The sequence below is a fragment of the Streptomyces sp. NPDC054932 genome, from assembly GCF_053610205.1.
In genome coordinates this window covers 1-13,987 of the sequence record NZ_JBSGXU010000206.1, presented here as the reverse complement: position 1 = coordinate 13,987, position 13,987 = coordinate 1, and the positions used below count along the sequence as shown (strand labels likewise).

At 74.2% G+C, this 13,987-nt stretch carries 10 protein-coding genes; 4 read left to right on the top strand and 6 right to left on the bottom strand.

Annotation, left to right across the window (positions count from 1 at the left end):
* The 3 genes from ACWGE1_RS34960 to ACWGE1_RS34950 form a co-directional block, all read right to left on the bottom strand.
* A partial coding sequence (locus ACWGE1_RS34960) for a BTAD domain-containing putative transcriptional regulator (protein ID WP_453424490.1) occupies positions 1 to 1,737 on the bottom strand: 1,737 nt, incomplete at its 3' end.
* 287 nt (positions 1,738 to 2,024) lie between these two features.
* Positions 2,025 to 3,620, bottom strand: coding sequence for a BTAD domain-containing putative transcriptional regulator (locus ACWGE1_RS34955; protein WP_453424489.1), 1,596 nt, complete (start codon positions 3,618 to 3,620; stop codon positions 2,025 to 2,027).
* A gap of 110 nt (positions 3,621 to 3,730) precedes the next feature.
* Positions 3,731 to 4,198 (bottom strand): hypothetical protein, encoded by a 468-nt coding sequence (locus ACWGE1_RS34950; RefSeq protein WP_453424488.1) that lies wholly within the window; start codon positions 4,196 to 4,198, stop codon positions 3,731 to 3,733.
* A gap of 232 nt (positions 4,199 to 4,430) precedes the next feature.
* Here ACWGE1_RS34950 and lanKC point away from each other — a divergent pair, with 232 nt between their 5' ends.
* Positions 4,431 to 7,031 (top strand): class III lanthionine synthetase LanKC, encoded by a 2,601-nt coding sequence (gene lanKC, locus ACWGE1_RS34945; RefSeq protein ID WP_453424487.1) that lies wholly within the window; start codon positions 4,431 to 4,433, stop codon positions 7,029 to 7,031.
* Positions 7,032 to 7,186: 155 nt separating this feature from the next.
* Positions 7,187 to 7,291 carry a SapB/AmfS family lanthipeptide gene (locus tag ACWGE1_RS34940; RefSeq protein ID WP_453424486.1) on the top strand — a complete coding sequence of 35 codons (105 nt, stop codon included), beginning with the start codon at positions 7,187 to 7,189 and terminating at the stop codon, positions 7,289 to 7,291.
* A 251-nt stretch (positions 7,292 to 7,542) separates the two neighbouring features.
* Here ACWGE1_RS34940 and ACWGE1_RS34935 read toward each other — a convergent pair whose 3' ends face one another.
* Together ACWGE1_RS34935 and ACWGE1_RS34930 are read right to left on the bottom strand one after the other, a co-directional pair.
* A complete protein-coding gene (locus ACWGE1_RS34935) occupies positions 7,543 to 8,373 on the bottom strand; it encodes an IclR family transcriptional regulator domain-containing protein (RefSeq protein WP_453424491.1) in 831 nt (276 codons plus the stop codon).
* Positions 8,374 to 9,251: 878 nt separating this feature from the next.
* Positions 9,252 to 9,830: an RNA polymerase sigma factor gene (locus ACWGE1_RS34930; RefSeq protein ID WP_453424485.1), complete on the bottom strand. Its 579-nt coding sequence runs from the start codon at positions 9,828 to 9,830 to the stop codon at positions 9,252 to 9,254.
* Between the two features lie 662 nt (positions 9,831 to 10,492).
* On the opposite strand from ACWGE1_RS34930, the gene ACWGE1_RS34925 reads away from it, so the two are divergent.
* Together ACWGE1_RS34925 and ACWGE1_RS34920 are read left to right on the top strand one after the other, a co-directional pair.
* Positions 10,493 to 12,472, top strand: coding sequence for a hypothetical protein (locus tag ACWGE1_RS34925; protein WP_453424484.1), 1,980 nt, complete (start codon positions 10,493 to 10,495; stop codon positions 12,470 to 12,472).
* A 49-nt stretch (positions 12,473 to 12,521) separates the two neighbouring features.
* Positions 12,522 to 13,742 (top strand): FAD-dependent monooxygenase, encoded by a 1,221-nt coding sequence (locus ACWGE1_RS34920; RefSeq protein WP_453424483.1) that lies wholly within the window; start codon positions 12,522 to 12,524, stop codon positions 13,740 to 13,742.
* A gap of 8 nt (positions 13,743 to 13,750) precedes the next feature.
* Here ACWGE1_RS34920 and ACWGE1_RS34915 read toward each other — a convergent pair.
* Positions 13,751 to 13,987 (bottom strand): hypothetical protein (locus tag ACWGE1_RS34915; protein ID WP_453424482.1); only part of this gene is annotated, 237 nt, incomplete at its 5' end.

The following is a 13,987-nucleotide window of genomic DNA, read 5'->3' as shown; positions in this document are numbered from 1 at the left end:
CGCACCCGGGCAGGGCGACTCCAGCAGACCGAGCCCGGTCATCCGTTCCAGGAACTGCCCGGCGCGCGCCGGTGGCAGCCCGCCGAGCGCCGCTGCCCCCGCGACGTCCGTGGTCCCGCGGCGGGTGACCGCCAGCAGCCGCAGCAGCCGGGCCTCCTCGGGATCGAGCCGGTCGTAGCTGGGCCGGACGCATGCCGTGATGCCGTCCGGGGATCCGGTCGGCGCGGGGAACACGGAGAACGGGGGCAGCGCGGGGAAGGCGGGGTGATGACCGTCGAGCAGCCGGACGAAGTCGGACAACGACCACGAGGGCCGGGCCGCGAGCCGCGCGCCCGCCAGGCGCAGGGCGAGGGGCAGCCCGCCGCACCGCTCGGCGAGGGCCGCCGCCTGCTCGGGCTCGGCGGCGATCCGCCCGGGCCCGGCGACGGCACCGAGCAGGGCCAGCGCCTCCGGGACGGCCAGGGGTTCGAGGCGCACCCGCCGTACGGCCGTCAGCCCGTCCAGCGCGGCCCGGCCGGTGACGAGCACCGCACAGGTCGGCGAGCCCGGGAGCAGCGCCTCGATCTGGGCGGCGTCCCGGGCGTCGTCCAGGACCAGCAGGATCCGCCGGTCGGCCACGGTCGTACGGAAGTACGCCGCCCGCTCCTCCGTCCCGTCCGGGATGGCCGGCTCCTCGACCCCGAGCGCCCGGAGGAAGCCGGCCAGGACCGTGCCGGGGTCCGCGGGGTCCGCCGAGGTGCCGCGCAGGCCCGCGTACAGCTGCCCGTCCGGGAAGCGGTCCCGCAGTCGCCGGGCGACGTGGAGGGTGAGTGCGCTCTTCCCGACGCCACCGGTGCCGGTGACCGCGGCGACGGCGACGGATCCGGCCCGGGCGGTGGCCAGCGCGTCGAGGAGGTCCCGTACCTCCTCGGTCCGGCCGATGAGGTCGTCCGGTGAGAAGGGGAGCTGGGCCGGCCTGGGCGGTGTGTCGCACTGCGCGCCGACGGGCTGCTCAGCGGCCGCGGGGGACGCCGCGACGGCAGGCGACTGTCCGGGAGGCGGTCCGGGCGGCGTCCCGGGCGGGGCCGGGTGGAGGCGCCCGGTGGGTTCCTCGTTCGTCGTCCGAACGGTGCGCCCGCTGCGTGCCAGGGCGATCCCTGCCAGTTCCCGCAGCCTCCCGTGCAGGGGGTGTTCCGCGCACAGCCGGGTCAGCTCGGGAACGAGCCGGGCGTGGCGTCCCAGCCGCAGGTCGAGCTCGATGCGCTCCAGCAGCACGGACAGCCGCAGTTCCGAGAGGCGTTCGCGGTGGACCGCGGCGTGCGGGCCCGGAAGCCCCGCGAGCGGAGCCCCCTTCCACGGCCCCAGAGCGCGGGCCAGCAGTGCGGCCGCCTCACCGGCCTTCTCCGCGGCGGTGCACGCGCGCGCCTCGGCGACCAGCCGTTCGAACACGTCGAGGTCCAGTGCTCCCGGTCCGCTGTGCAGGAGGTACCCCTGGCCGTGGGTCTCGATCCGGGGCCCCAGCGAACGCCGGAGGCGGTAGACGTGCGACCTGACCGTACCCACGGCCGTGCGCGGCAGTTCCTCGCCCCAGAGGCCGTCGATGATCTCGTCGATATCCACGACGTCGTTGCGTCGCAGCAGGAGCATCGCGAGCAGCGCCCGCTGCTGCGGCGAGCCGAGGGGAAGCGGTGTGTCGCCCCGCCGGGCCTGGACCGCTCCGAGCACGGAGAAGAACGGTTCGGGCTCGCCGCTGCTCACGGTGGGCTCCTTCGGTGTCTCTGCGGCGATCGCGCGCACGGCGTCAGCTCCGTTGCCTGGCAGACGGGTTCCCAGGGCCCGGTGGACCGGACGGGGACGCCGGCCCACCGGGCTCGACACGACCTTGCCAGGCCGGCCGGGGCCTGACTGCGCCGCCGAAGGATCATGTGAATGCCATGCACCTTCAGGAGGCAAGGGATGGGCTCCGGGGCCGTACGGGGAGTGGTGCAACGTGACGAAACTCCGGGGCCTCGTCACGAAACACGAAGCGTGCCGGCCGTCGGCCCTCAGGGCCGGTCCGGGGAGCGGTAGGTGCCGGCGGCGGGCGTGTCGAGAGCCCCCGCGTCGACCAGGGCCTCGGCGGTGCGGGCCGCGTCCTCACGGCCGGTGTCCAGCAGGGCGGCGATGTCATCGACGGTCAGGTCGCCGCCGTGGCGGGCCAGCAGGCGGGCGGCACGGGCCGGTTCGGGCGACAGGCCCTCCCGGCCGGTGGCGGATGTGGCCGGTTCGTGGGCGTCTTCGCCGGAGGCCGGCTCCGCGGCATGCGGGTGGGCGGCGAGTTCGATGTGCGCGGCGCCGGGGAGGGCGAGGGCGCGGGACCGGGTGGTGACGAGCGCGGCACTGCCGGGTGCACCGGGCAGGAGGGGTTCGACCTGGGCGGCGTCCCGGGCGCCGTCGAGGACGACGAGGACGCGCCGGGCCGCGAGGGCCGACCGGTAGAGCGCGGCCCGCTGATCCGGGTCGGCGGGCACCCTCGCCGCCGGGACCCCGAGGGCGTCGAGAAGGTGGGCGAGGAGCGGACCGGGGTCTGCCGGGACCGGGTCGCAGGACCGCAGGTCGACGAAGAGCAGGCCGTCGGGGTACCGGTGGGATACGCGGTCCGCGATCCGCGCGGCCAGGGCCGTCCTGCCCGCTCCGCCGGGCCCGGTGATCGTCAGCACGGGAACGGCACCGCGGTCCGCCCCCTCGGTGAGGAGGCTCACCGCCCGGGCGAGGACGCCGTCCGCCTCGTGGGGGAGCGTTCTGCGCCCGTGCGCCGGCGGGGCCGGAGCGATGGCCGGAGGTAGGTCCCGGGCGACGGGCGGCGGGTCGTGGGCGAGCAGGCGGGCGTGAAGGGTCGTCAGCTCCGGGCACGGGGGGACGCCGAGTTCCTCGCGGAGGATCCGGTGCGTGTCGGCGAACACGGTGAAGGCCTCCGCCTGGCGGCCGCAGCCGTGCAGGGCGCGCATGAGCAGTGCGCGCAGTTCCTCGTCGAGCGGGAACTTTCTTGTGAGCACGGTCAGTTCCGGGATCACCGCATGGTGCAGGCCGAGGCGCAGGGCGCAGGCGAAGTACCGCTTGCGGGCGGCCGTCCGCAGCGCGCCGAGCCGGTTGCGCTCCTCCTCCGCGAACGGGCCCGGTACACCGGCCAGGGCCTCTCCGGCCCACAGGTCCAGCGCAGCGGCCAGGAGGGCGTGTTCGACCGCGACATCGCCGCGCCCGCGGGCCTGCCGGGCGGCCTCGACCTGCCGCTCGAACCGCAGGACGTCGACCGCGTCCTCCGCGGTGTGCAGTGCGTACCCGCGCTCGTCGCCGAGTACGACCCGGGCCGGCTCCCGGGCGCTGCGGCCGGGTTCGAGGAGGGAGCGCAGCCCCCACGCGTAGGTGCGCAGATTGCCGGCCGCACTGGCCGGGGCGTCGTTCCCCCAGACGGCGGCGACGAGTTCGCCAACCGTGACCGGCCGGCGGCGCCGCAGCAGCAGGAAGCCGAGGACCGCCTGTTGTCGTGGCGGTCCCGGGCGTACCGAAGTGCCGTGCAGGCACACCCGGACCGGCCCCAGCAGCCGGAAACGGCGGCCGCCGTCACCCTCGGGGGCGCCGGTGGCCGGGTCCGCTCCGGGCACCCGCCCCACCTCCCCGGTGTCTCATGCCGTGCCCGTGCACCATGCCGGTCACCGCTGTGCGAGGACCGCGGTGGCCCGCCCGGACGCGATCCGGGCAGGCCACCGTACCGTCAGTTCCACCAGGAGGTGACGGCCACCGACTGCTGCTTGGACTTGTTCCAGGCGACGATGACGACCAGCGTGGCCCCGACCCGCCCGATGCCCAACTCGTACTTCCAACGGCCGTTGGCCTGGCAGTCGGCGGTCCGCGAACCGATCCTGACGGCGTCCTGGATGTCCGCCTCCGTGATCCGGCGCTCTTGCATCCGCTGCTTGATGTGGTCCTGCGACAGGTCGTCGATGTACTGCGGGGTGGCGATGTTCGTGCAGTCCTCCTTGAAGAAGGACGGGGGGCAGCCCTGACCGTCGTCGCGGCAGCGCATCGGCGAGATCTGTGCGTCGGCGGGGGCGGCGACCGACGCCTGGGCGTGGGACGCGGCCCGGGCCGCACCCGCTGCCTGGGCGGGCGCTGCGGCCAACGTCGCCCCGATCGCGACGAAGGTGACGAGCGCGAGGCGGATGCGCTTCGAGTTGATCATGGGGGCTCTTCCCTTGTTCCGTGGCTGTCTGCGGCGGCCCAGCGGCCGCCGGGAAACAGAGTCGGCGGCGGCCGTCCACGCGGGATGGGCGGACGGTCGACGCCGGTGATCACCTGCGATCGCCGACGATCGCCGGTGATGGCCGACCGTTCATCCCACGAGGACCGGCCCGCCGCACAGTTGTCGCCATGACCGACGAACTGGCCATCCACGATTCCGGGAGGGGGACGCGATGAACCTGGCTCAGATGTACGCGTTCTGTCTGGCCGACCCGGTGTTCTACGACGTGCCGCAGCGCATCCGGGACGAGGACGACCGCTGGACACCGCCGCCGGTGGGCGACGCCACCGTGTCGCAGGACGACGCGGACGTGTGGGTGCGGGTGTTCTTCGGCCGGCCGCTGCCGGCGCAGGGGTGGAAGATCCACATATCGGCCGCGGCCCCTGCCGCCCAGGAGATCCTGGACAAGGCCGCCGCCGTCTGCACCACCCACCGCGTCGCCTTCAAGTACCTGCGCAGTGGCCGCCTGCTGGCGGCGTTCAACTCCAAGTACGCCCACCGCGGTTCCTCGGGGAAGTTCATCACCGTCTACCCGTCGGGCGACGAGGAGCTGAAGACGCTGCTGGACGGCCTCACGGCCGCACTGGACGGGCAGCAGGGCCCCTACATCCTGTCCGACCTGCGCTGGAGCGACAGCAGCCCGGTGTTCGTACGGTACGGCGCCTTCGCCGCGCGGTGGGCCCACGACGGGGGCGACGCCCCCGTCCTCGCCATCGTCCGGCCGGACGGAACACCGGTGCGCGATCCGCGCACCGCGGCGTTCACCCCTCCGCAGTGGGCCCCGATGCCCGGCTTCGTCCGGGACCGCATCGAACGGTTCACCGTGATCAGCCGCGTCGACCTGCCGTACGAGATCGTGCGGCCGCTGCACTTCTCCAACGGGGGCGGCGTCTACCTGGCCAAGGATCCGAAGAGCGGCGACCTGGTCGTGCTGAAGGAAGCACGGCCGTTGGCCGGACTCGACGCCGCGGGCCACGACGCGGTCGCCCGCCTGCAGCGCGAGCACCGCATGCTCCTCGCACTGGCCGACACCGGCCTCGTACCGCGCGTACTGGGCTACGAGACCTACTGGGAACACCACTTCCTCGTCCAGGAACACATCGACGGCGACTCGCTGGCGAAGGCCGGCGTGCTGCGCCTGCCGCTGGTGCGTCCCGGCGCGACACCGGAGGCGTACGCGGACTACACCCGCTGGGCGCTCTCCGTCCTCGACAAGGTCGCCGCGGCAACGGCGGTCGTCCACCGGGCCGGGATCGTCTTCGGCGATCTGCACCCGAACAACATCATCGTGCGCCCCGACGACACCGTCGCCTTCATCGACCTGGAAGCCGCCCACCCGGTCGGCGAGCAGCGCACCGGCCTGCTGGGCGCGCCCGGGTTCGCCGCGCCCGCCCATGTCACCGGCACCGACATCGACGCCTACGGCCTGGCCGCCGTGCGCCTCGGCCAGTTCATCCCGCTGGGAGCGCTGTCCGGCCTGGACCCGGCCAAGCCGGACGAGCTCGCACGCTGGGCGCACGAACGCTTCCCCCTGCCCTCCGGGTACGCCCGCAACGCCGCCGCCGCCATGGCGTCGATCGCCGGAACCACACCGCCACCGGCAGCGGACGGCTCCGGACCCGCCGGCCGGGACTGGGAGGAGAACCGGGCGCGGCTCGTGGCGGCGCTCACCGCCTCCGCGACCCCCGACCGGGACGACCGGCTCTTCCCCAACGACCCCGACGGAGCCCAGGAGGGCGGCGGCACCAGCCTGTCCCACGGCGCCGCAGGCGTCCTGTACGCCCTGCACGCCACGGGCCACGCCGTCGACCCGGCATGGACCGACTGGCTCGCGAGCACAGCCCTGCGCAACATCACCAACGCTCCGGTCGGCCTGTTCAACGGCTCCTGCGGCGTGGCCACCGTCCTCGACCTCCTCGGACAGCACGACGAGGCCGCCGACATCCTGGGCCGGGCCCTGGCCCGCACCACCGAAACGACCAGTCCCGGCCTGCTGACCGGACTGCCCGGCCCGGGCCTGGCCGCCCTCGGCTTCCATGCGCGCGGCGGAGACGGCGGCCACCTCGACCAGGCCCGGCGCATCGCCGACCGCGTCGAGGCCTCTCTCGCCCGCCCGGCCGGCGCGGACCCGGGCGCGGGTCTGACCACCGGGGCGGCCGGAGCCGCCCTGTTCCTCGTCCGCCTCCACGAACGCACCGGCGAGCCGGGTCACCTCGACCTCGCCGAGAAGGCGTTGCGCCGCGACCTCTCACGGTGCGCGGACGTCGACGGATCCCTGCAGGTCGACGACGGCTGGCGATCCGTGATCTACCTCGGCACCGGGTCCACCGGCATCGGACTCGCCCTGGCAGCCTTCCTGAAGCACCGCGCCGACCCCGGCTTCATCGATGCCCTCGGTGCGATCCGGAAGGCGGCACGCGGCCAGTTCACCGTCTTCCCCGGCCTGCTCGACGGCCGCGCCGGACTGCTGTACTTCCTGACGGCCGCCGGCCGGGGCGCCGCGGACGAGGCAGCTCTCCAGGGGCACCGGCGCGACCTGTGGCGGCACGCCGTCCCCTACGGCGACGGCCTCGCCTTCCCGGGCAAACACCTGGTCCGACTGTCGATGGACCTGGCGACCGGCTCGGCCGGCGTGCTCCTGGCGATGGACTCCGCGCACCGCCGCACCGACCTTTTCCTCCCCCTGCTCGGCGGTCCGGCTCCGACCACCGCCGCCCGAAGCCCGCTGCGCCGCTCCCGGCGCGGCAAGACCCTCACAGCCGAAGGGAGGTGACCCGTCATGTCCGTCCTCAACCTGCAGCAGCTCGAGATCGCCGAGGAAGAAGGCGTGCTGCTGGCCAGCGCCATCAGCTACATGTGCCACGGCACGATCGTCTGAGCCGGTGACCGGCCCACGCATCCCCCGACAGCGGGGAGGAGGTGAACGTCTTGTCCATCCTCAACCTGCAGCAGCTCGAGATCGCCGAGGAAGAGGGCGGCGTGCTGCTGGGCAGCACCGCCAGCTTCCAGTGCCACAACACGAGCTTCCACTGAACCACGGGTGACGCACCCGCCCGCACGAACACCGAAAGGAGGTGAATCCCATGTCCATCCTCGATCTCCAGCAGCTCGAGATGTCCGAGGCGGAAGGTGACGTGCTGCTCGCCAGCTCGGCCAGCTTCCAGTGCCACAACACCAGCTTCCACTGAACCACGGGTGACACACCCGCTCAGCAGGTGTGGTGACGGTCCGTTCGCGGGCCAGGACGGGGGGGGGGGGCGCGGCCCCCCCGCCCGTCCCGTCGTTCATGCCGTCGTCGACAGCACGGTGTCCTCCGGCCGGCGTGCCGTGGGCGGGGTGCTGCCGGCGACGATCAGGGCGAGTAGGACCGCGGCCGCCTCGCTCTGCAGGATCCGGGCGGCCTGCTTCAACCGGCCGGGGTCGGGGACCGGGATGGACAGGGCCACGCATTCCGCCTTCGGGCCCGCGGTGATCGGCACCGCGGCGCACACCGTGCCGATCGCGTACTCCTGCAGGTCGAGGAGGGGGGTGTTCGGCGGGCGGTCGTCGAGCTGGTGGAAGAGGGCCTGTTGGCTGGTGAGGGTGTGCGGGGTGAACCGGGTGAGCCGGTGGCGTGCCAGGTGGTCCTTCCGGTCGTCGTAGTCGAGTTGGGTCAGCAGCGCCTTGCCCACCGCGGAGGCGTGGGCGGCCACGCGGAAGTCGATCCACTCCTCGACCACGGGTGCGGCCGGTCCGTCGGCGTACTGGGTGATGGAGACCTCGCCGTCGGTGTAGCGGGCGACGTAGACGGCGGCGCCGACGGCGTCCCGCACCCAGGCGAGGGTCTCGTGCAGGTGCCCGCGTCCGTCTCCGTTCGCCGATTCGGCCAGCAGGAGGGCGTTGCCGGCGACGTACGCGTCCGGTCCGGCCGGGGTGGCCAGATTCGCCCGGATCAGCTGCTCCATGGCCCGGGCGAGGACCAGTTGGGGCAGGGCCGTTTCCCGGGCGATCTGGGTCAGGTTCACGCCGCCCGAGTAGCGGTTGATGACTTCCAGGACGCGCAGTGCCTGATGGGCGGATTCCAGTGGGGCGGGGGCGGGGCCTCCTTCTAAGGTCCTCCGGGCGGCGTGGGTCAGCCGGGGCTCCTTCAGTGCTTCGAGCGCCCAGGCGTTCGCCTGGTCCGTCAGGTGCAGGGGGTTGAGCCGGGCGTTCTGCGCGACCGCGACCGCGACCTGCGGTCCGGGGGTGAAGAACTCCCCCAGGTCGGGGTGCTCCTTGCGCGGGCGGGCCATGAGCGCCTGGCGCAGTCGGAAGGGAAGCCGGCACGGGGGCCTGCCGCCCCGCCCGGGGCTGGTGGTGAAGGCGGTGAGGTCCTGCGTGGTGATGGGCGGGGAGGTCCAGATGACCGAGGCACCGAGGGCCTCTTCGAGGTGTTCCGGCATCTGGGGCAGCGGCGGCAGGTGGGCTTCCGGGGGCAGGATCCGGGCCTGCTCCTTCCAGTAGCGGGCGGTCGCGACCTCGGCGCGGGCGAGGTGGAGGAGGTAGAGGCAGCGGGCGGCGGTCTGTGAGCCCGCCCCGGCCGCGTACTGGAACCAGAACTGCGCGCCCTCCATCCGGTCGGCCAGGTGGAGCAGGCAGCCGAACAGCAGCGCAGAGTCCGCGCCGTGGGGCCAGGAGTCGGTGCCGAGGGCGAGTTCGGCGAAGGGCCGGCTCTCCACGAGGCACCAGGCGATGTCGTCCAGGCCCCGGGCGGCGCGCGCGTGACAGGCGGCGTCCAGGACGAGGTCGTCGGCCGCGGTGGAGGCGGCCTGCCCCCGCGTCGCCGGGACCGCGGCGCCGGGGGGGCCGGTGGTTCCGCTGGCCGAGCGGGCGCGGTCGGCGACGACCCGGCGGGCGATCCGGCGCCGGGCCGCGCCCTCGTCGTATCCGGCGTACTCCTCCGCGAGGACCGTCGCGTCCTCCAGGGCCGCGTCCAGTTCGCACAGCGGCATGTCGCGGTGGCGGGGCATGTCGCTCACTGGTCCTTCTCCTCTCCCGGGATCCATTCCACCCCGAGCTTGCGGGACAGGGTTCGGCGTGCGCCGCGGATGTGCGAGCGGACCGTCGCGGGGGTGATCCCCATCATCCGGGCGACCGTGTCGGAGTCGTTGCCCAGGAGGAAGGCCAGCAGCACCACGTCGTACTGCCGCTCGGACAGGCCGGCGATCGCCGCGTACAGCCCGAGCTTCGACTCCAGCAGCTCCAGGCGCTCTCTGGACGAGCGGCGCAGCGCGGCGAACCAGGCCGTCTCCACCATCGCCACCTGCCGGCCCAGAGCCGCCAGCCGCCTCTCGACGTGCTCGCGCAGCACCGCCCATGCGAAGCCGTGGAGGCTCGCCTCCTTCAGGGCCTGGTGCCACACCTTCAGCAGGAAGGTGAACACGTCGTCGACGACTTCCTCGGCGTCCTTGGGGTTCCCCAGCTGCAGGTGGGCATAGCGCAGATAGGCGCGGTGCTGCTGGGAGTGGAAAGCGGTGAAGTCCACCGGCAGTACTCCGGCCAGTTCGCTGGAGACCGCCCGGTCCCCCGATGGGTCGAATTCGCCTTCGCTCATACGCTCCCCCACAGCTGTTCGTCGCCGCACACCGGGGTGGCGGCGACCTCTTGGCGGCGGGCGCGGAAAGCGGCACGGCGTCGGCCGGCGGATGGCCCGCCGGTTCCGGTGCGTACCCCCGCACCCGGCAGGCGCCTCGGCGCCCTGAACACATCGATGTCGAGACAACGGGCGGTGGTGACTAACAGCGCGAGGGCGGCCGTCTGGGCAACATTCACGTCGGCGCGGAACCTTCCAGGTGGATCACGGGCAACCGGCCTGCCTGCCCCCGAACCGGCAGCCGGGGAGCGTCAGGCGCTCCCATTCACCACCCCATCGGAAAACGAGCCCGATCGTGCAGGCCGGTCGCCGAGAATCTTCCGAAGCAAGCGCATCCGCTTCCCCGCGCGCCCTGGGGCGTCCGCGCGCGCCCCGGCGTGCCCGCCGAGCGCTGCCTCCACCGACGCGCGCCGCTCCGGTTGCCGACCCGGCCGCCACACCGGTCGCCGCACCGGTTGCCGCCGCTGTTTCCGTCACACGATCGGATGCCGCTGCGGCCCCATCCGGTGGGACACGTCCCGACTCCCCCCTCCCCGATGCCGGATACCTGCATGGTGGGTCCAGCTTTCGGCGCCCCGGCCCTCCGCCCCGCGCGCCCGTCGAACAGGAAGGACCGGTATCAGATGGCGTTCGCGAGGACCGTGCTGCCCGCCGTGCTCTCCCTGGCCCTGACCGGGGTACCCGCCGCGCTCCCGGGCACGGCGGCCGCCGTTCCCTATGACGGTCAGATCGGCCACGAGAGCGCGCTGTTCAGCGTGAAGGCCACGAACAACGCGGCGGCCCAGGCGTTCACGGTGGACGGCACCCGGCTCTCCCGGGTCAGCGTCTGGCTGGGCAGCGGGGCGGCGACGGGCACCGTGACCGCCCAGGTCCGCCGGGACCGCGCGGACGCGGGGTCGGTGATCGCCTCGCAGACCCTGGACCTCGCGGCGCTCGGCGGTGCCGGCGCCGGCTGGGTCGAATTCCCGCTCAGCGCCTCCGTGACCGCGGGCACCACGTACTACCTGTTCGTCCAGGCCACGACCGCGGAGAGCGGGCCGGTCGCCTGGTACGGCACCAATCGGTCCGTGCCCGGCTCGCTGACCAGCTGGAACTACGACCGGGCGTACTGGGGCGGCTGGCACGCCTACGCCTCCCGGCTGGCCTTCCACGTCAATCCCACCGGCAGCGAGCGCTGCGGGGAGAGCGAGCCCTGCTACGTACCCACATCCGCCCTGGCCGCCCGTACCTCGGGCCTGCTGACCAACCGGGTCGCCACCGAGGCCGTCCTGCCCTCCTTCGCCGTGGGCGCCTCCTACGTCGACGGCAGCAACGTGCTGAGCCTGCCCTCCGGGCGGTGGCGGTACCTGCCCGACGGAGCTTCGGCGTCGACCGTGGTCGAGGCGGACGACCCGGGCGCCCTGGCGCAGGTGGAGGAGAGCCGCGCGTGGCTCGCGGCGGGCACGGTGCCGGGTGCCACCGCCGCGCAGCGGGCCGCGTCGCAGCGCGCCCTGCTGTCGATGCGGGCGCTGCTGAAGCCGAACGGGGCCTTCGCCGCGGCGTGGTCGCCGCCCTGGGAGTACTCCTGGCCGCGCGACGGGGCGTTCGCGGCGGTCGCTTTCGCCGCCACCGGGCACGACGAGGAGGCGTACCGGATCCTGGGCTACGACGCGCTCACCCAGCGGGCCGACGGGACCTGGGAGGCCCGTACCAAGCTGGACGGCAGCGGTCCGCCGGACGCGCGGAAGTGGCAGCTGGACGGCAACGGCTGGGTTCCCTGGGCCACTTGGCAGTGGTACCGGGCGGCGCCGCCCGGCGGGCGGGACGAACGGCTGCGCACGCTCTATCCGATGGTGCGCAAGGCGGCCGACTACGCGGCGCGGTCGCTGGGACCGGACGGGCTGCCTCCGGCGTCCCCGGACTACTGGGAGCTGGACACGACGACGACCAACATCGGTACCGCCGCTCCCCTGCTGGCCGGGCTCAACTCCGCGGCCGACCTGGCCGCGCGGCTCGGCATGGACGCGGACGCGGAGCGCTGGGGGGACGCGGCCCGGCGGTTGTCGGCCGGGATCGCCACCTCTTTCGCACCTCTGGGGTACCAGCGGACGGTCGACGGCGAGCACGGCCGGGACAGCGCGGTGGCCTTCATGGCGCCCCCGTTCAACTCCGCCCCGGCCGGTCTCGGCGAGGCGCTGGACTCCACCTACCGGGCGCTGCTGCTGCCCAACGGCGGGGTCTCGCCCGGCAACGACCCCTCCTTCAGCTGGGGTTCCTACGCGTGGACGGCCAGCACCTCCTTCTTCGCGCTCGCCTGGGCCGGCACGGGTGAACAGGCGAAGGCGGGCAGGGTGCTCGACTGGGTGCTGTCCAAGCGGAACGGGCTCGGCGAGCTGCCCGAGACCGTGAACGGGGCCGGACTGCCGTCCGCCGTGGCCCCCTTGGGATGGACGGACTCGCTGGTCGTCCTCACGACGCTGGCCCTCCAGGGCTCGGTGCGGCCCACCCCGCCGACGACGCGGACGGGCACGTCGGGCACCACGGTCACCACGGGCCCCCAGGGGGTGTCGCGGCCGGATCCGAACGGTCCGGGCACGGCGTCGCCCCGTCCTTCAGTACAGTGACCGGCCCCGCACGGGACAGGTCCGTTGTGGTCATCGACAGGAGGCGGTCATGCGGGGCGGAACGGTCGCGGTGGTCGGCGGGAGCATTGCGGGCTGCGCCATCGCGTCGGCGGCGGCGCGGGCGGGCGCCGACGGGGTCGTGGTACTGGAGCGCACGCGCGGGCGGCTCCAGGACCGGGGTGTCGGGCTGTGCATCCACAACGACCGGGCCGCCGAGCTCGGCGCGAGCGGGGCGCTGCCGGCGGGGATCGCGGCGCACCCGCTGGAGCAGCGCCGCTGGGTGGTCCGGGACGACGGCCACGGGCCGGGCGGGCGGGTGATCTGGGAGCAGACGTTCCCCTTCCACTCCTACCACTGGGGGCTGCTCTGGCACGGGCTCCGGGAGTCCGTTCCGGACGCGGTGGTCTACCGGCAGGGCGAGACGGTGGCCGGGGTCGAGGAGGCCGGTACCGGGGGCGCCGGGGTGCGGCTCGCGGGTGGCCGTGTCGAACACTACGACCTGGTCGTCGGAGCCGACGGGTACCGGTCGGTGGTGCGCGCGGCCCTGTGCCCGGACTCCCGGCCGCAGTACGCCGGATACGTGTGCTGGCGCGGCAACTTCGACGCGGCGCTGCTCGCGGAGCTCGGCAGCGTCGCGGACTCGGTGCCGCAGGCGGGCACCACGGTCTGCTTCCCGGGCGGCTCCTGCGTCATCTACCGCATCCCCGGGCCGGACGGACCGCGGGTGAACTGGGTGCTCTACGCCGCTCCGCCGCAGGACGGGCAGCTGCGCCTCGACGATCCGACGAGCTTTCCGCCCGGCGGCCTGACCCCCGCGCTGGCACAGCATCTGGCGGCTCTGCTCGATCGCGAGTTCCCGACCTACTGGGGGCGGGCGCTCGCGCTCACCGACCCGGCCGACACCTTCGTCCAGCCCATCTACGACATGGAGACGGCCCGTACCGCCGCCGGGCGGCTGCTGCTCGCGGGGGACGCGGCGAGCGTCGTACGTCCGCACAACACGAGCGGCGCCGCCAAGGCCCTCCAGGACGCCACCGCCCTCGCCGACGGCTGGCGCCGCTGCGGGTCGTTCGAGGAACTGCTGCGCGGTTACGAGGAGACCCGCGGCGCCGCCGGGCGGGAGCTGGTCTCCCTCGCCCGCCGGCTGGGCCGCGCCCAGGTCGAACGGACCCCGGCCTGGGCGGGCATGAGCGGCGGCGAGATGGAGGCCTGGTGGCGGGGGCAGCTCGCCGGGGCCCCCGGTATCGGGGGCCGGGCCATGACCCCGTAGGGGGTGTCTCAGCGGTCCCTGGTGGTGTTGCTGGTGATCGTGCCGTCCGTGCCGGACACGGTGACCGCGTGCCGGACTCCGTCGGTGCCGATGACCACGGCCAGCCAGGCGCTGCCGCCGCCTTCCTGGGCGACGGCGCGCAGCGCGGTCACCTTCCCGCCGGGCACAGCCGCGGCGGCCTTCTCGGCGGCGTCGCCGATCGCCAGGGAGGGGACGGGCACGGGCGCCGGGGCTCCCCCGCCGCC